This window comes from Ensifer sp. CCNWLY38, assembly GCF_037120565.1.
Lineage (GTDB): Bacteria > Pseudomonadota > Alphaproteobacteria > Rhizobiales > Rhizobiaceae > Ensifer > Ensifer adhaerens_H.
In genome coordinates this window covers 1-15,694 of record NZ_JBBBBO010000011.1, presented here as the reverse complement: position 1 = coordinate 15,694, position 15,694 = coordinate 1, and the positions used below count along the sequence as shown (strand labels likewise).

The following is a 15,694-nucleotide window of genomic DNA, read 5'->3' as shown; positions in this document are numbered from 1 at the left end:
CTTCGCTACTCTCTCTTTCAACAACAGGGGAACCAAAATGTCCTTTTCCGATTACAGAACCGCACTCGTGACGGGCGCATCCTCCGGGATCGGTGCTGCGGTCGTCGAGCGGCTCCGCCGCGAGGGCCTCGAAGTGCACGCGGTCGCCCGCAGCGCCGATGCGCTGAAGGCACTTGCCGAGCGCACGGGCTGCATTTCTCACGCAATCGACGTAACCGACCGTGCCGCACTGGCGAAGCTTGCCGGTGAAGTTGAGTTCGACATTCTTGTGAACAATGCCGGCGTCGACCGGCCGAAGAAATTTCTCGAAGCGGAGGATGGCGACATCGATCTCCTCGTCGATGTCAACCTGCGCGCCGTCCTCCATCTCTGCCGGCTGATCGTGCCTGGCATGGCTGAACGCGACCGCGGCCATGTGATCAACATCTCTTCGATTGCCGGCAACTACAACTTCAATGGCAACTCCACCTATCACGCGACCAAGGCCGGCGTCAGCATGCTGTCCAACCAGCTGCGCATCGACACCTTCGGCAAGCGCGTGCGTGTAACCGAGATCTGCCCGGGCCGGGTCGCAACCGACATCTTCAACCATGTACACGGCAACGACCCTTCTATCCGCGAGCGCTTCATCGACGGTTTTGAACTGCCGCAGGCGAGCGACATCGCCGATGCGATCGCTTTTGCGATCGCCGCACCCGTCGCGGTCAACATCGGGCACATGGAAATCACCCCGACGCTTCAGGTGATGGGCGGCCTGCAGACGGCCAAGCCGCAGACGAAGGAACCACGGTCGTGAAGGGCTTCGAACTCGCCGCGATCCTCGGGAACCCGGAATACGTGGCCATGCTGCTGCATGGCATCGAGATGACCTTCATCATCGCCGTGTGCTCGTGGACCCTGGCGATGACGCTTGCGGTCATCCTGCTCGCCGTCCGTTTTTCTCCCGGCCGCATCGGCAATGCGGTGGTCGCAGCTTACGTCTCCTACCACCGAAACGTGCCGACGCTCGTGCAGCTCATGCTCTGGTACTTCGGCATCTACACCATCCTGCCCACCGGGCTTGCCGACTGGCTTTCTGCGCATTCCGCGGAAATGATCTTCGCCGTCCTCGGGCTCGGTCTCTGCCAGGCGGCCTACTTCAGCGAGGACCTGCGCTCCGGCCTGCGCTCGGTCAATCCCGGCCAGATGGAGGCGGCGCGTGCCCTGGGTCACGGTTATCTCTCTGCAATGCGTTTCGTGCTGATCCCGCAGGGTGTACGCAATGCCTTGCCGGCGCTCGTCAATCACAGCGTCTCGCTCTTCAAGAACAGCAGCCTTGCCATCGTGATCGGCGCGCCGGAGCTCACCCATGCCGTCAAGGAGATCGAGAACCTCTCCTTCCGAACCTTCGAAATCTATCTGGTCGGTACGGTCCTCTATCTCTTCTTCACCTTGATAATCATGGGCGCTGGTGCCTACCTCACCTGGCGAGCTGATCCGGCGAATGGAGCGAGACGATGATCCATGACCTGATCGCCATCGTCGACCAATACTGGTTGCTGCTCCTTATCGGGCAGTACCCGAACGGACCGCTCGGCGGCCTTGCCAATACGCTGATCCTGTCGGCGCTCAGCATCGCGATTGCCTTTCCGTTCGCGATCCTCCTGGCTTTCGCCAGACTTTCCAAGTACCGGGTCCTGCGCTGGCCGGTGACCGTGCTCGTCTATGTGACGCGCGGCGTGCCGCTGCTGATGCTGGTGCTCTGGAGCTACTTCCTCGTGCCGCTACTCACGGGCGCCGATGTGCCGAGCTTCCTCACCATGCTGACGACCCTGGTTGTCTACCAGGGCGCGTTCCTGAGCGAGATCATCCGGGCAGGCATCGTTGCCTTGGGGCAGGGTCAGATGGATGCGGCTCGCGCGCTCGGTCACAGCTATTTCAGCGCGATGCGCTACGTGATCCTGCCTCAGGCGCTTTACAACATGATCCCGAGCATGCTGTCGACCTTCGTCGCAACCATCAAGGACACGACGCTCGGCTACGTCATCAATGTGCCGGACCTCACCTTCGCGGCCAGCCAGGTCAACAACCAGCTCCTCACGCAGCCCTTCCAGGTCTTCCTCATCCTGGCGCTGACCTACTACGTGATCTGCTGGTCGCTCACCTGGCTCACCAATGTCGTCGAGCGGCGCATTACACGCCGACGCGCTGGCCTTGTTGCCCCGAAACGCCGCGGGCAGTTGCCGATTTCTCTGACACCGAACGCCACGGAGCAGCCATGACCGCGTCAACCTCCACTATTGCAAAGGATCAGGCGATCCGGCTCGCCGATGTCCGCAAGAGCTATGGCGACTATGACGTCTTGAAAGGCATCGACGCGACAGTGGCGCGGGGCGAGGTGGTTGTCATCTGCGGCCCGTCCGGTTCGGGAAAGTCGACCTTGATCCGGACGGTGAACCGGCTCGAGGAGATCAACAGCGGTTCGATCTTCTTCGAAGGGCAGGACGTTCACGCTTCGATGAGCGGTCGAGACCTCAACCGCCTGCGTAGCCGCATCGGTTTCGTCTTCCAGAGCTTCAACCTCTTCCCGCACCTCTCCGCGGTCGACAATGTCGCGATGTCCCCGATCCGGGTGAAGGGCGTGGCCCCGGCAGAGGCCCACGAGAAGGCGTTGAAGCTGCTTGACCGCGTCGGCCTTCGCGAAAAGGCCAACTCCTATCCGGGCCAGTTGTCCGGCGGGCAGCAGCAGCGCGTTGCGATCGCTCGCGCCCTCGCCATGGAGCCGCCCGTGATGCTGTTCGACGAGCCGACCAGCGCGCTCGACCCGGAAATGGTCGGAGAAGTGCTGAACGTCATGAAGTCGCTCGCCGCCGAAGGCATGACCATGATGTGCGTCACGCACGAAATGGGATTCGCCCGTGATGTCGCCGACCGCATCTGGTTCATCGACGCAGGTCAGATCATCGAGACCGCGACGCCTGAGGAATTCTTCAAGAACCCCAGGCATCCGCGTGCGCAGCGGTTTCTCGCCGATCTGCGCCACTAGAACAAGCAAGACCAACAACGAAGGAGAACAGCAATGAAATTCAGCCATCTTATTCTTGGAATGACCGTCGCGGCGGCAGCGCTCGCGGGACCGGCGAAGGCCGATCAGCTCGAAGACATCCTCGCGAACAAGACACTGCGGTGCGCGACTTTCGCGGACGTGCCGCCCTTCGCCGCTCCAGACGCCAAGACGCGTGAAATGGTCGGCTTCGACGTCGATCTCTGCGGCGCAATCGCCCGCGAACTTGGCGTGAAGGCCGAGGTCAAGCCAGTTTCGGTTGAAGCCCGCGTGCCGGAGGTCAAACTCGGTCGCGTCGACATCACCGTCGCCAACCTTGCCTACACCCAGAGCCGTGCCGAACAGATCCAGTTCAGCGACCCCTACTATCTGGCCAAGGAAATGCTGATCGTGCCGGCGGACGATGCAGGCAAGGCAAAGACCGATTATGCCGGCCAGCGCCTTGCTTCTACCAAGGGCTCCACCTCCGAAATGTCGATCAAGCTCAACAAGTCCGAGCCGCTCACCTTCCAGGACACCGCATCGGCCTACCTGGCCGTGCAGCAAGGCAAAGCCCGCGGCATGGTCGCCAACACGATGACAACCACCAAGCTGGTCAACGAATCGAAGACCCGCGGCAAGGAAATGCGCATGATCCCGGAGCCGATGCTGTTCCAGCCGATCGGCGTCGGTATGGCGAAGGATCAGCCGGCACTGACGGCCAAGATCAACGAAGTGCTGCACAAGCTCGATGATAGCGGCGAGATCAACCAGATCTGGGACAAATGGCTTGGCCCGAACACCGAATACAAGATGGCTCGCACCGACAAGGTTGCGCCGCTCTCAGAACTGAAGTTCGACCCGATCCCCTGATGGGGCCGGGTCACGCGTAAGCGACCCCGTTTTTCCAAATGTCTTGAACAACGCAAACGGCGGGCGTCGCGCCCGCCGCGACCACCCATGGGAAAAATCATGACGCATATCAAGAAAATGCCCGTTCGCCCGAGTGCCGCCGAAGTGGAAGCGGTGGCCAAATTCTCGCCGGCAACGATCCATGAGGCGCAGGGACGCCGGGGGGCATTGTCCTCCCGCATCAAGCCCGTCGACTATCGCATGAAGCTCTGCGGTCCGGCCTTTACGGTCCGCTGCGCACCCCGCGACAACATCATGCTGCAGCTTGCAATCAACTACGCTCAGCCGGGCGACATCATCGTCGTTTCGGCGGGCGAATACGAAGAGGCCGGATCGTTCGGCGACGTGCTAGCCAACGCCTGCCTTGCCAAGGGAATTGGCGGTCTTGTGACCGACAGCGGCGTGCGCGACACGCTGCAACTGCGCGAACTCGGTTTCCCGGTGTTTTCGCTCAGCGTCTGCATCAAGGGCACGGTCAAGGAAACCCTGACCTCGACCAACGACCCGATCATCATCGGTGGAGAGGTTGTCCGTCCCGGCGACATCATCGTCGGCGACGCGGACGGCCTTGTCGTGGTGCGGCGGGAAGAAGCATTTGAGGTCGCGAAGCTGTCGCAGGCGCGCGAAGATGCCGAAGCCGAGTACATTGCCGCATACAAGGCAGGAAAATCGGTCATCGAAGTCAGCAAGCTCGAGCCGGTGCTGAAGGCAAAAGGGCTCGTGGTCGAAGGCTGACCAAGGGCTCCTCGTGCAAGCGCCCGGCGGTTAAGGAGAATAGGTTTGTCATTTCCACTTTTCGACCTCAACGGGCGGCGCGCCTTGGTGACGGGCTCGTCGCAAGGGATAGGCTTGGCGTTGGCGCGTGGTCTCGCCGCGCACGGCGCGGCACTTGTGCTCAACGGTCGCGACCGTTCGAAGCTGGAGGCGGCCGCTGCCGCATTGAAGGATGCCGGCGACACTGTCGATGTCGCGGCCTTCGACGTCACGGACGCGGACGCGGTAAAGCGCGGCGTGGATCAGATCGAGCAGGATATCGGCGCCATCGACATCCTCGTCAACAATGCCGGCATGCAGTTCCGCGCGCCGCTTGAAGACTTTCCCGCCGAGCGCTGGGAGCAATTGCTGAAGACGAATGTCTCCAGCGTCTTCTATGTCGGCCAGGCGGTCGCCCGGCACATGATCGGTCGCGGCGCCGGCAAGATCATCAACATCGCCTCGGTGCAGAGCGAACTCGCGCGCCCATCGATCGCGCCCTACACGGCGACGAAGGGCGCGGTCAGGAACCTGACGCGCGGCATGTGCACCGACTGGGCGAAGTATGGATTGCAGGTGAATGCGATTGCGCCCGGCTACTTCAAGACACCGCTGAACCAGGCGCTGGTCGACAGCGCCGAGTTCTCCTCCTGGCTGGAAAAGCGCACGCCGGCGGCCCGCTGGGGCGACGTCGAAGAACTGGTGGGTGCGGCGGTCTTCCTGGCGAGCAACGCTTCCTCTTTTGTCAACGGACACACGCTCTATGTCGATGGCGGCATCACTACCAGTCTCTGAGGTCGGCCCCGGCGTCGGCCCGGTCGTCGTCATGGGCGTATCCGGCTGCGGCAAGTCCGCCGTCGGCGAACGGCTCGCCAGCTATCTCGGCGCGCGCTTCATCGAGGGCGACAGCCTGCATTCGGCGGCCAATATCGAGAAGATGCGCAGCGGCACCCCGCTGACCGATTCTGACCGCTGGCCCTGGCTCGACGAGATCGGCACCCGTCTGGCCAGTCCGGCCGCGACCGTCGTGTCGTGCTCGGCGTTGAAGCGAGCCTATCGCGAACGCCTAAGGGAAGTCGCCTGGCAGCCGATCACGTTCGTCTTCCTGCAGGGAACGCGGGCGCTGCTCGCCGCGCGTCTGGGAGAGCGAAAGGGCCACTACATGCCGCTGTCGCTGCTCGACAGTCAACTTGCCACCCTCGAACTGCCATCGGGGGAGGCGGACGTCGTTACCATTGAAATCGATCAGTCGCTGGAGCGCATCGTTGCGCTGGCGATGAACACGCTGGCGATCCGCGCCGATCGCGCGGCCAGTGAACAAACCACGGGAGGAAACTGATGACGAAACCGGACATCCTGCTGATGGGTCCCTATCCGGATTGGGACCTGATGGAACTCGAAGCCCGCTACGCGGTCCACAAGATCTACGAGGCCGAGGATCGGGACGCCTTCCTTGCAGCGCATGGGCCGAAGATCCAGGCGATTGCCACCCGAGGCGAACTCGGCGCATCGGCGGATCTGATCGGCAGGCTGCCGCAGGTCAAGATCGTCTCCGTCTATGGTGTCGGCTATGATGCCGTCGATCTCGCGGCCTGCCGGGAGCGGGGCATTCGCGTTACCAACACCCCTGATGTGCTGACCAACGACGTTGCCGATCTCGGCGTCGCCATGATGCTTTGCCAGTCGCGCGGCATGATCGGCGCGGAAAGCTGGGTGAAGGACGGAAGCTGGGCAGTCAAGGGTCTCTACCCGCTGAAACGGCGGGTCTGGGGGCAACGCGCCGGTGTGCTCGGCCTTGGCCGCATCGGCTTTGAGGTGGCCAAGCGCCTCAAGGGCTTCGATATGGACATCGCTTATAGCGACGTCTCCGAAAAAACCTATGCGGACGGCATGACCTTCGTCGCCGATCCGGTTGCTCTGGCAGAACGGTCGGATGTGCTGTTCGTGACGCTCGCGGCCTCGGCTGCGACGCGGCACATCGTCTCGAAGAAGGTCATCGAAGCGCTCGGTCCGGAGGGCATGCTGATCAACATCTCGCGGGCCTCCAACATCGACGAGGATGCGCTGCTCGATGCGCTCGAAAGCGGTGCGCTCGGTTCGGCGGCGCTCGATGTTTTTGAGGGTGAGCCGATGCTCAATGCCCGCTTCCTGAAGCTCGACAATGTCCTGCTGCAGCCGCACCACGCCTCCGGCACCATCGAGACCCGCAAGGCGATGGGCAAGCTGGTGCGCGACAATCTCGCTGCGCATTTTGCCGGCGAGCCTCTGCCCACCCCTGTCGTTTGAGGTCCTGAAATGAAAGCCGTTGTCATTCACGCCGCCAAGGATTTGCGGATCGAGGATCGGGAGACGCAGGCGCCGGGAACGGGTCAGGTCGAGATCCAGATCGAAGCCGGCGGTATCTGCGGGTCGGACCTCCACTATTACAACCATGGCGGCTTCGGCGCGGTGCGGCTGCGCGAACCGATGATCCTCGGCCATGAGGTTGCCGGCACGGTCAAGGCGCTCGGTGACGATGTCTCGACGTTGGCCGTCGGAAACCGGGTGGCGGTGTCGCCGAGCCGCCCCTGCGGAACGTGCGACTATTGCCAGCGCGGCCAGCAGAACCATTGCCTGAACATGCGCTTCTACGGCAGCGCCATGCCGATGCCGCATATCCAGGGTGCGTTCCGACAGCGCCTGGTCGCCGAGGCCTGGCAGTGCCACAAAATCGCTGATGGTGTCTCAAGCAACGAGGCGGCCATGGCTGAACCCTTTGCCGTGACGCTGCATGCGGTGGCGCGGGCGGGATCGCTGCTCGGCAAACGCGTTCTCGTCACCGGCTGCGGCCCGATCGGGGCGCTGGCGATCATCGCCGCGCGCGCTCACGGCGCGCGTGAGATCGTCGCGACCGACGTAATGGACGGTGTGCTCGACAAGGCGCTGTCGATCGGCGCCGACCGGGTGATCAACGTTGCCAACAATCCCGATCAGCTTGCCGCCTATGCCGCCAATAAGGGCACCTTCGACGTCCAATTCGAGGCCTCGGGCAATGCGCAGGCGGTGCGCTCCGGTCTCGACGTCCTCAAGCCGCGGTCGGTGCTCGTCCAGCTCGGGCTTGGCGGCGACGTCGCCATCCCGCAAAACCTTGTGGTGGCAAAAGAGATCGAGATGCGCGGTACGTTCCGGTTCCACGAAGAGTTCGGGCTGGCCGTAGATCTCATCAACGCCGGCCGGGTGGACCTGACCCCACTCTTGACTGGCATCTTCCCCCTGGAAGATGCGGTGCGCGCCTTCGAAACCGCCGGCGATCGTAGCCGTTCGATGAAGGTGCAGTTGAGCTTCTGAAGTGGCGACAGGTTTGGAGAATAGCAATGTCACAGGCGGAAATCGGCCTAATCGGTCTCGGCGTCATGGGCTCGAACCTGGCGCTCAACATCGCTGAAAAGGGCGACAAGATCGCGGTGTTCAACCGCACCGTCGAGGCGACGCACAAGTTCTACGCGGAAGCCGGCGAACTCAAGGGCCAGATCGTGCCCTGCGACACCATTGAGGAATTTGTCGCCGCCATTCGCCCGCCGCGCCCGATCATCATCATGATCAAGGCCGGCGAGCCGGTCGACCAGCAGATGGAGATCCTCAAGCCCTATCTTGCCAACGGCGACATCATGATCGACGCCGGCAACGCCAACTTCCGCGACACGATGCGCCGCTTCGAGGCGCTGAAGGACAGTGGTCTGACCTTCATCGGCATGGGGGTTTCCGGCGGTGAAGAAGGCGCGCGCCACGGTCCGTCGATCATGGTCGGCGGCATGGAGGAGTCCTGGAAGCGCGTCGAGAACGTTTTGACCTCGATCGCCGCCAAGTATGACAACGACCCCTGCGTTGCCTGGCTCGGCGAAAACGGCGCCGGCCACTTCGTCAAGACCATCCACAACGGCATCGAATATGCCGACATGCAGATGATCGCCGAAATCTACGGCATCCTGCGCGACGGCCTGAAGATGTCGGCGACCGAGATCGGCGATGTCTTCGGCACCTGGAACAAGGGGCGGCTCAACTCCTACCTGATCGAGATCACCGAGAAGGTGCTGAAGGCCGCTGATCCCCTGACCGGCAAGCCGATCGTCGATTTGATCCTCGACAAGGCCGGCCAGAAGGGCACCGGCAAATGGTCGGTGATCGAGGCGCAGAACATGGGCGTGCCGGCAACCGGCATCGAGGCGGCGGTTGCCGCGCGCAGCATCTCCTCGATGAAGGACGAGCGTGAGGCGGCCGAAAAGATCCTCGGGCTTCCTGAGGTCGGCGCCTTCCAGGTGGCCGACAGGGCGGCCTTCATTAGGGATCTCGAAAGCGCGCTGCTGGCCGCCAAGATCGGCGCCTATGCGCAAGGCTTTGCGGTGATGTCGGCGGCATCGAAGGAGTTCAACTGGAACCTGCCGATGCCGACCATCGCCAAGATCTGGCGTGCCGGCTGCATCATCCGCTCGCAGTTCCTCGACGAAATCACCACCGCCTTCACCAAGGCGCCGGATGCCGCCAACCTGATCGTCACGCCGGCCTTTGCCGCCATGGTCAAGGAAACCGACGCAGCGCTGCGCCGCGTCGTCTCGGCTGCCGTTCTCGGCGGCCTGCCGGTGCCGGCCCTTGCCTCAGCGCTCGGCTATTTCGACAGCTACCGCCGCGGCCGCGGCACGGCCAACGTCATCCAGGCGCAGCGCGACTTCTTCGGCGCCCACGGCTTCGACCGCATTGACGGCGCCGACAGCCACCACGGCCCGTGGGGCAGTGGCTTCTAGCTGGCACCCATAAATTGCAACGGTTCGAATCCTTTCAGGAGCTCAGAGGCGGGCGCTCAATTGACAAAGCGAGGACTGACATTGGTGAGCAAACTCACGACTTTGTCTTCGATCGCCTGACAGTCGTTCTCGTACCGGGCGGTCAGTGGTTCGCCTGAAATCGCGTGCTCTCGGAGTTCATCCCGGGTGATCACCGCGATGCCATAGGCCTCTAAAAGGGTACTCAGCGACAGGAACCTTAGCTCCGCAAGCTGTTGCCGATGCCTCGGCAGCCGCATCATCAGGCGTGCCCGTCCGATCTTCTCGAAATCCATCGTTTCAGCCTTTAGGTAACGCCTGAAGGCCAGTGTCCTCCACAATCCGATAGGTAGCAACATGAATATGACCGTGCAGTCTCTGCAGCGGCAATTGATCGCGCGCCAGGACCGCGAGATGGAAATCCTCAATCCGACCAGTGAGATCAGTAGCGTCAGGAGTGATGTTGACGAGGTCAAGAACAAACACCAGTCGCTAGACAGCCGCGTCTCGGCCGAATGACCAAACGCGCTTGTGTCGGAACGAGGAGTGGGTGGATCCCAGAGCGCTTAGTCGGGTGGGACTGGGGCGAGCGCTCTGGGATCACTAGCGCCAATGACGGAGGGCAGTCCTTGGCTCTTGGCGCTCAAACAGAATGGCGAGCGGATTCGGAATGAGCAACGCCGCTCCGACCTTTGCCAGAGCGCATCAGACCTAAGTCTGACAAGATCTCAACGAAATGGCTCCCGAAAATCGACCGCTGGGCCAATCAGTTGGGCTCCGTTGGCAGACCTTGGAGCCCGCTCGGTCGACCATCCGGTTTCTGCGTAGCGACGTGGGAACATGCTGCAAAAAACGTAAGCGGGAACACCCAGACCATGATGAGACAGAGCGCGCGAAAGAAGTTTGCGAACGGAGAAATTTGCACTTGAATTCGTATCCGCCGAGCGCCTCATCGACGACAGAACCGGCGCTGCCTCCGCAATCATCGTGGTCGATGAGCAAGAGCTCGACAAGCTTGCCGGCGGGAAGCTGCTCCCTCCGCAACCGGGCTGGCTCCCTATTTTTCCCGTAGCGCCCGGCGGAAGTTCTGCGTGATTGGTTCTGCAAGGTAGGCAAGCACGGTGCGGGCGCCCGTTCGGATCATGGCTTCGCTCGACATGCCGGGCAACAGTTTACGACCCTCGAGCTTGGCGAGCTCGTGTCTGTCAATCAACACGGTTGCGGTGAAGTATGGCATCCCGCTGCGTTCCTCTACCATGCGGTCCGCCGATACGATCTCCACGACGCCGTCGAGTGGCGGCAGGTTGTAGCGTGCGAAGGCTGGAAAGCTGACACGCGCCGGCTGTCCGGGGGCGATTGTCTCGACATCCTCCGGCTTCACCATAGCCTCGACCACGAGTTGTTGTCCGAGCGGGACCAAGGTCATTAGCGTTTCACCGGGCTTCACGACACCGCCGTCCGTGTGGACCTTCAGGTCCATGATGATGCCGTCAACCGGTGCGACGATGTCGGTGCGGGCAAGCACGTCGTTGGCGGAACGCTCCTGTTGTTTGAGGTCAAACAATTCCGCCTCGACCTTGCTCAATTCCTCGACAGCATCTTTCAGCCGCACGGTGTTAAGGTTCAGAATCTGCGCGTCAATTTCGGCCATGGCGCTTCTGGCACGAGCGATCGCCGCGATATTGGTAGCGCGCTCCCCCTCGATCTCGCGCTGTTGTTGTCTAAGCAGCAGGTTCCGTGCGCGGGTGGTGAGTGCCTTTTTGAGCAGAGCTTCAAGATCCTTGGTCTCCCCTTCGAGAGCCTCGATCTGCTTGTCCTCGGTCGCAACGAGTCTCTCCAGTCCCGTTATCTCCTCCTCGGCCTGGTGGCGGCGTTGTCCGAGAATGGTCCGCTCGTCATTCAAGTTGTGGCGCTTTGCCGCAAACACGTCGCGCTGCGTGGCTACCGCGTCCTTGGCAGAGGTCGCACGGTTTGCGAGCAGCGCCGGATCAAAGTCGATCTCGGCCTTGTCGTCACGCTCCGCCCTGAGCCGCGCGGCCAGCGCCTCGCGCGTTGCGATTCGGTTCTGAACCAGGTCCAGTTGTGCCTTGGCCTGCGTGTCGTCGAGCCGGATCAGAACCTTGCCGGCCTTGACGATGTCACCGTTGGCGGCGTTCAACTCCGAGATGATGCCGCCCTCGAGGTGCTGGATGAGCTTGCGGTCGCCGGCGACCTTGACAACGCCCGGTGCCACTGCGGCGCTGTCCAACGGCGCCAGTGCCGCCCACCCCCCGGCCATGCCGAAGAAGAGGAACATGATCGCGAATCCGGCCCACGTCACGCCCGCGATACGCAAGGGTATCGGCTTCGGCATCGGGGATGGTGGCGCGGGTAGCGGCACAACGGTCATATCTTTTTCCATTCCGGTGGTTGTGCCGCGTCTGCATCTCCTCCTGAAATGCTTCCGGCAACAATTTCTGACATAGGTGACGAATTTCGGACTGTGAATCGACGGGCCGGACCAGCGCCGACGCCTTGGTTCGCGGCTATGGCTGTGATTTGGGTTACCGCGCCGTTGCGCTTGGCAAGTTCGTTGAAGACATGGTCACGCGGACCGAAGAGATCTTGTTGGCCTCGGTTGAGAACCAGTATCTTGTCAACTTTCTCCATGATGTTCGGTCGGTGCGCGATCAGGATAATCGTCGTGCCTGCGGCCTTGATCGCGCTGAGGGCTGCGATCAACGCGCCCTCACCTTCGCGGTCGAGATTGGAATTTGGCTCGTCCAAAATAAGGAGTGCCGGGTCGCCGTAGAGCGCCCTCGCCAACCCGATGCGTTGACGCTGCCCACCGGACAATGCTGCGCCAGACTCGCCGATTTCGGTGGCGTAGCCCTTCGGCAGTCGCTTGATCAGTTCGTGAACTCCGGCCAGCTCCGCGGCCCTGACCACATGTTTGAAGGTCGACGCGTCCAGCTGCGCGAAGCGGCAGATGTTTTCGGAGACCGTGCCTGCGAAAAGTTCTATGTCCTGCGGCAAGTAACCGACATAGCGGCCACGGTCCTCTGCCGCCCATTGGGCGACGTCCATGCCATCAAGCAACGCGCGTCCTCCGGATGGGCGCCAGGCGCCGGCCAGTACGCGCGCCAGGCTTGTCTTGCCGGCCGCGCTCGGGCCGATCAACGCCATTACCTCGCCCGGCTTGAGCTGGAAGCTGATCCCTTTGAGGATATGCTCGCCGCCCTGTCGGGCAAGCACAAGGCTATCGACTTCAAACCTGCCTTTCGGCCGCGGTAGCGGCAGAACCGGTGTGCCTTCCGGGTGCTGTCCGGCGACTGCGGCAAGACGACGGTAAGCGGCCCGTGCTCCCACTGTCGCCTTCCATGTGCCGATCGCCTGCTCGACCGGAGACAACGCGCGACTCATCAGGATCGAGGCGGAGATCATGATACCGGGTGATGCCTCGTTCCGAAGCACGAGATAGGCCCCAAGGCCGAGGATTGCCATTTGCAGGGCCAACCGGTGACACCGCGCAAGGGCCGAGATGACGCCGCCCCGGTTGGCAGCAAGAACTTGTCCTTTGTTTGCCTTGTCCTGCTGCGTCTTCCAGGCCTCCATAAGCGGCTTCAGCATGCCCATCGCCTGCACGACCTCCGCGTTGCGGATAGCCGCTTCGGCCTGCCCATAGGCTTGCGTCTGTGCAGTTGCAGCGTCGGTCAACGGCTTTCGTGTGAGATATTCGTTGAGCAATGCCAACCCAAACAGGACGATCCCGCCGCCCAGCGCCAACCAACCCAGCCAGGGGTGCATGAGGAATATGGCTGCGAAAAACAGCGGCGACCATGGCGCATCAAGGATCGGGAAGATGCTCGGGCTCGTGAAGAAATTCCGGACTTGATCCAGGTCACGCAGCGGACGGACATTGACCTGACCGGGTGCCGAGGCGGCATACTCTACCGATGCTGTCAGGAGAACCGGCGCCAACCGCGCGTTCATCCATGACCCGACTTTGGCCAGAAGACGCCCGCGCACCACCTCGAGCCCCGCCATTGCGGCGAGCGCCCCTGCCGCCATCAGCGACAGCATCACCAGCGTCTCCAGGCTATGGCTGGACAACACCCGATGATATACCTGGAGCATGTAGAGCGCTCCCGTCAGCATCAGCACATTAATGCCGGCACTGAACCAGATAAGCGGCCTGATGGCGCGTCTGGCTTCTTTCACTACAACCTGCAGGGCAGGGGGCTGTTGGCCTGTTTTCATCTTTTACAACTCTACGCGGAACCAGAAGAACGCTTAGCGGGACACCCCGGCAGATTACGGGGGCAGGCTTGGCTGCCCCCGTGCAGAAGTGTCAGGCGACGTCAACTAGGATGTGCTGCGTGTCTGTCTGGTCCTCGTCCGCGTCTGCGACCTGGAAGGCGAAGTCGAGGTCGGCCGAGATCGTTCCCGACGTGTTTTGGACAAACCCGATGTCCACGATCTTCAGCACATCGTTGTCGGTCGTGTCGAAAGCAGTCAGGTTGCTGGTGGCATTGCTGCCATTGGCCGCCCCGGTCGCCCCGTTCAGGTTGATGCCGTTACCCGTCAACCCATTGGCGCTCTGCATGATCTGGATGCCCTGGATCTGGTAGGTTTCGCCAGCGACCGTGTAGTCGTTCTGCTCGATGATGAGCAAGGCATCGTTGTTATCGAGCGTGAACTCGGTGTTGTACGGGGGTGGGACATTGGCGTTCCCCTTGATCAGGTCCGAGTTCTGCACGTTAACCGCCCGCGTGATCGAGTTCCCGTTGGCGTCCTTCAGGTCGAGGATCAGGACGAGGTCTTCACTGTTGCCGATGCCATCGAACTTGATGACAATGCCACTGGCTTTCGCGGTTGGGTCAACCTTCTCAGTGCCACCACCGGGCGCGCCCGGGTTTACATCCGGCAGAATGTCCTCTTGGAAGAACCGCAAGGTCAGAAGTTCACCCTTCTGGATCGTGTCGCCGGCGACCCCGTTTGTCGCTTGGGTTGCACTAACCCAGTCTTCATTGACGTTGGTGACCATGTCATGGGCACCCTGCGTGAATGAGGTATCGGTAGGCGGTCCAGCCGGCGCTCCATCGCCGGTTGAGTTGAACCCGAACCCGATCTGCCGGGTGGTCGTGTTCGCGGTGAACTGAACAAAGAACGGGTTTGGATCGTCGTCCTGCGTGAGCTGCTCCGCTACAATCAGCGGATGGCCGGTGTTGCCGGTGGGGGCCTTGGCCACCAACTCACTGGTGTGCAGCACGTCGAAGCTGAAGCCTTCGATCACGTCCGACAAGGTGAAGGTGTAGGTGTCGTCCTCCTTGTTGAAGACAAGTGTGCCGCCCGCCGTTGCGTCCTGCACGCCAGCCGTGATCGGATCCTTGTCGTAGTGGAACGAGAAGTTGAATGTTGCAGATGTTTCGGTCTCAGCCGTGCGGGTTGCGACCGCTTGGGTGATGGCCGGGTTCTGCGCGTTATCGACCGTGCCGGTGAGCCCGATCTGAATGCCCAACGTAACAGCGTCGGTATCGACAAAGTCGCTGGCACCCGCCGCATACTCCGCGGCCGTGTGCTTGTCGGTCATGTCGTAGCCAAAGGTGCCGCTGGCCGTCGCGTTGAGCGTGTTGGCGAGGTGCTCCGGTGTTTGGATGCCAGGAGCAACGGGATCAGCGTCGAACGGTGCCGTGATCGTCGGATCGGTGTCGTTGAAGGTCAGCGACAGACCCAAGCTGGTGCTTTCCTCAGACACGACGTCTTCGTCGCCGTCCGTCACCGTCACCGTTGCCACGACGTTGATCAGGCCGTTGAGGTCGAGGGTGTTGTCCTCGGTCGCGCCTTGCGAGTTATCGTGCTCAAGGGCAACCATCGAGGACAGCGTCACCGTCGTGCCAGACAGCGTCACCTCGAACGCCGTCGCATCGAGCACGTCGTCGCCGTCGCTGTCGTACTGGCCCGAGATCAGGGTGGCCGAGACGGCCACCAGCGTGATCGCAAAGTTGCCTTGCGTCGTCAGCAGCCCGGTCGCCGGTGCGCCCGCCAGGGAGAGCGCGTAGCTCACATTCGTCGTTTTGCCGTCGACCGCACTGGCGTCGAAGGTCGGGGGTGTGATCGTCACCTCGTCCTGCCCGCCAGCCCCGCTCGCCTCAACCACCACGGCGGCACCAACCACCGGTGCGGCCGTGATCTCAAGCGTCGGATCGGTGTCGTTGAAGGTCAGCGACAG

15 protein-coding genes and 1 pseudogene are annotated in these 15,694 nt (G+C 62.1%); 12 read left to right on the top strand and 4 right to left on the bottom strand.

From position 1 onward, the window contains the following. Window positions 1-37 precede the first annotated feature (37 nt). The 11 genes from V7S54_RS22600 (at window position 38) to gndA (ending at window position 9,465) form a co-directional block, all read left to right on the top strand. A complete protein-coding gene (locus tag V7S54_RS22600) occupies window positions 38-796 on the top strand; it encodes an SDR family oxidoreductase (protein WP_058322056.1) in 759 nt (252 codons plus the stop codon). Further along, a complete protein-coding gene (locus V7S54_RS22595) occupies window positions 793-1,500 on the top strand; it encodes an amino acid ABC transporter permease (protein ID WP_336408798.1) in 708 nt (235 codons plus the stop codon). Before V7S54_RS22600 ends, V7S54_RS22595 begins: the two co-directional genes overlap by 4 nt. Continuing rightward, window positions 1,497-2,261 (top strand): amino acid ABC transporter permease, encoded by a 765-nt coding sequence (locus tag V7S54_RS22590; protein WP_336408797.1) that lies wholly within the window; start codon window positions 1,497-1,499, stop codon window positions 2,259-2,261. The genes V7S54_RS22595 and V7S54_RS22590 overlap by 4 nt, the downstream gene beginning before the upstream one ends. Then, entirely contained in the window at window positions 2,258-3,025 is a 768-nt protein-coding gene (locus tag V7S54_RS22585) for an amino acid ABC transporter ATP-binding protein (RefSeq protein WP_336408796.1), read from the top strand. Before V7S54_RS22590 ends, V7S54_RS22585 begins: the two co-directional genes overlap by 4 nt. A gap of 33 nt (window positions 3,026-3,058) precedes the next feature. After that, window positions 3,059-3,895 carry an ABC transporter substrate-binding protein gene (locus tag V7S54_RS22580; protein ID WP_336408795.1) on the top strand — a complete coding sequence of 279 codons (837 nt, stop codon included), beginning with the start codon at window positions 3,059-3,061 and terminating at the stop codon, window positions 3,893-3,895. 99 nt (window positions 3,896-3,994) lie between these two features. Then, window positions 3,995-4,669 carry a 4-carboxy-4-hydroxy-2-oxoadipate aldolase/oxaloacetate decarboxylase gene (locus V7S54_RS22575; protein ID WP_065376073.1) on the top strand — a complete coding sequence of 225 codons (675 nt, stop codon included), beginning with the start codon at window positions 3,995-3,997 and terminating at the stop codon, window positions 4,667-4,669. A gap of 45 nt (window positions 4,670-4,714) precedes the next feature. Next, window positions 4,715-5,482, top strand: coding sequence for an SDR family oxidoreductase (locus tag V7S54_RS22570; protein ID WP_336408794.1), 768 nt, complete (start codon window positions 4,715-4,717; stop codon window positions 5,480-5,482). Further along, window positions 5,451-6,026 carry a gluconokinase gene (locus V7S54_RS22565; RefSeq protein WP_442892597.1) on the top strand — a complete coding sequence of 192 codons (576 nt, stop codon included), beginning with the start codon at window positions 5,451-5,453 and terminating at the stop codon, window positions 6,024-6,026. Before V7S54_RS22570 ends, V7S54_RS22565 begins: the two co-directional genes overlap by 32 nt. Further along, a complete protein-coding gene (locus V7S54_RS22560; RefSeq protein WP_336408793.1) occupies window positions 6,026-6,973 on the top strand; it encodes a 2-hydroxyacid dehydrogenase in 948 nt (315 codons plus the stop codon). Before V7S54_RS22565 ends, V7S54_RS22560 begins: the two co-directional genes overlap by 1 nt. Window positions 6,974-6,982: 9 nt before the next feature. Beyond that, window positions 6,983-8,014: an L-idonate 5-dehydrogenase gene (locus V7S54_RS22555; protein WP_336408792.1), complete on the top strand. Its 1,032-nt coding sequence runs from the start codon at window positions 6,983-6,985 to the stop codon at window positions 8,012-8,014. Between the two features lie 26 nt (window positions 8,015-8,040). Beyond that, window positions 8,041-9,465 (top strand): NADP-dependent phosphogluconate dehydrogenase, encoded by a 1,425-nt coding sequence (gene gndA, locus V7S54_RS22550; RefSeq protein ID WP_336408791.1) that lies wholly within the window; start codon window positions 8,041-8,043, stop codon window positions 9,463-9,465. Between the two features lie 56 nt (window positions 9,466-9,521). On the opposite strand, the gene V7S54_RS22545 is transcribed toward gndA, so the two are convergent. Beyond that, window positions 9,522-9,779, bottom strand: a complete 258-nt coding sequence (locus tag V7S54_RS22545; RefSeq protein ID WP_058324660.1) for a hypothetical protein — start codon at window positions 9,777-9,779, stop codon at window positions 9,522-9,524. A 61-nt stretch (window positions 9,780-9,840) separates the two neighbouring features. On the opposite strand from V7S54_RS22545, the gene V7S54_RS22540 reads away from it, so the two are divergent. Then, the gene (locus V7S54_RS22540) at window positions 9,841-10,002 is read left to right on the top strand and encodes a hypothetical protein (protein WP_176707638.1); all 162 of its coding nucleotides are present in this window, start codon (window positions 9,841-9,843) and stop codon (window positions 10,000-10,002) included. A 538-nt stretch (window positions 10,003-10,540) separates the two neighbouring features. Here the strand turns inward: V7S54_RS22540 and V7S54_RS22535 are convergent. From V7S54_RS22535 to V7S54_RS22525, 3 genes and pseudogenes are all read right to left on the bottom strand, one after another. Further along, window positions 10,541-11,872 (bottom strand): HlyD family type I secretion periplasmic adaptor subunit, encoded by a 1,332-nt coding sequence (locus V7S54_RS22535; RefSeq protein ID WP_176707637.1) that lies wholly within the window; start codon window positions 11,870-11,872, stop codon window positions 10,541-10,543. Continuing rightward, window positions 11,869-13,722 carry a type I secretion system permease/ATPase gene (locus V7S54_RS22530; RefSeq protein ID WP_336408790.1) on the bottom strand — a complete coding sequence of 618 codons (1,854 nt, stop codon included), beginning with the start codon at window positions 13,720-13,722 and terminating at the stop codon, window positions 11,869-11,871. The genes V7S54_RS22535 and V7S54_RS22530 overlap by 4 nt, the downstream gene beginning before the upstream one ends. 91 nt (window positions 13,723-13,813) lie before the next feature. After that, window positions 13,814-15,694 (bottom strand): annotated as a pseudogene (locus V7S54_RS22525) (DUF5801 repeats-in-toxin domain-containing protein); the annotation flags it as partial.

Bases quoted from the DNA above. Each gene is read 5' to 3' on its own strand.
- V7S54_RS22600 (WP_058322056.1), top strand. From the start codon at position 38: ATGTCCTTTTCCGATTACAGAACCGCACTCGTGACGGGCGCATCCTCC.
- V7S54_RS22590 (WP_336408797.1), top strand. From the start codon at position 1,497: ATGATCCATGACCTGATCGCCATCGTCGACCAATACTGGTTGCTGCTC.
- V7S54_RS22585 (WP_336408796.1), top strand. From the start codon at position 2,258: ATGACCGCGTCAACCTCCACTATTGCAAAGGATCAGGCGATCCGGCTC.
- V7S54_RS22580 (WP_336408795.1), top strand. From the start codon at position 3,059: ATGAAATTCAGCCATCTTATTCTTGGAATGACCGTCGCGGCGGCAGCG.
- V7S54_RS22575 (WP_065376073.1), top strand. From the start codon at position 3,995: ATGACGCATATCAAGAAAATGCCCGTTCGCCCGAGTGCCGCCGAAGTG.
- V7S54_RS22565 (WP_442892597.1), top strand. From the start codon at position 5,451: ATGTCGATGGCGGCATCACTACCAGTCTCTGAGGTCGGCCCCGGCGTC.
- V7S54_RS22560 (WP_336408793.1), top strand. From the start codon at position 6,026: ATGACGAAACCGGACATCCTGCTGATGGGTCCCTATCCGGATTGGGAC.
- V7S54_RS22555 (WP_336408792.1), top strand. From the start codon at position 6,983: ATGAAAGCCGTTGTCATTCACGCCGCCAAGGATTTGCGGATCGAGGAT.
- gndA (WP_336408791.1), top strand. From the start codon at position 8,041: ATGTCACAGGCGGAAATCGGCCTAATCGGTCTCGGCGTCATGGGCTCG.
- V7S54_RS22545 (WP_058324660.1), bottom strand. From the start codon at position 9,779: ATGGATTTCGAGAAGATCGGACGGGCACGCCTGATGATGCGGCTGCCG.
- V7S54_RS22540 (WP_176707638.1), top strand. From the start codon at position 9,841: ATGAATATGACCGTGCAGTCTCTGCAGCGGCAATTGATCGCGCGCCAG.
- V7S54_RS22535 (WP_176707637.1), bottom strand. From the start codon at position 11,872: ATGACCGTTGTGCCGCTACCCGCGCCACCATCCCCGATGCCGAAGCCG.
- V7S54_RS22530 (WP_336408790.1), bottom strand. From the start codon at position 13,722: ATGAAAACAGGCCAACAGCCCCCTGCCCTGCAGGTTGTAGTGAAAGAA.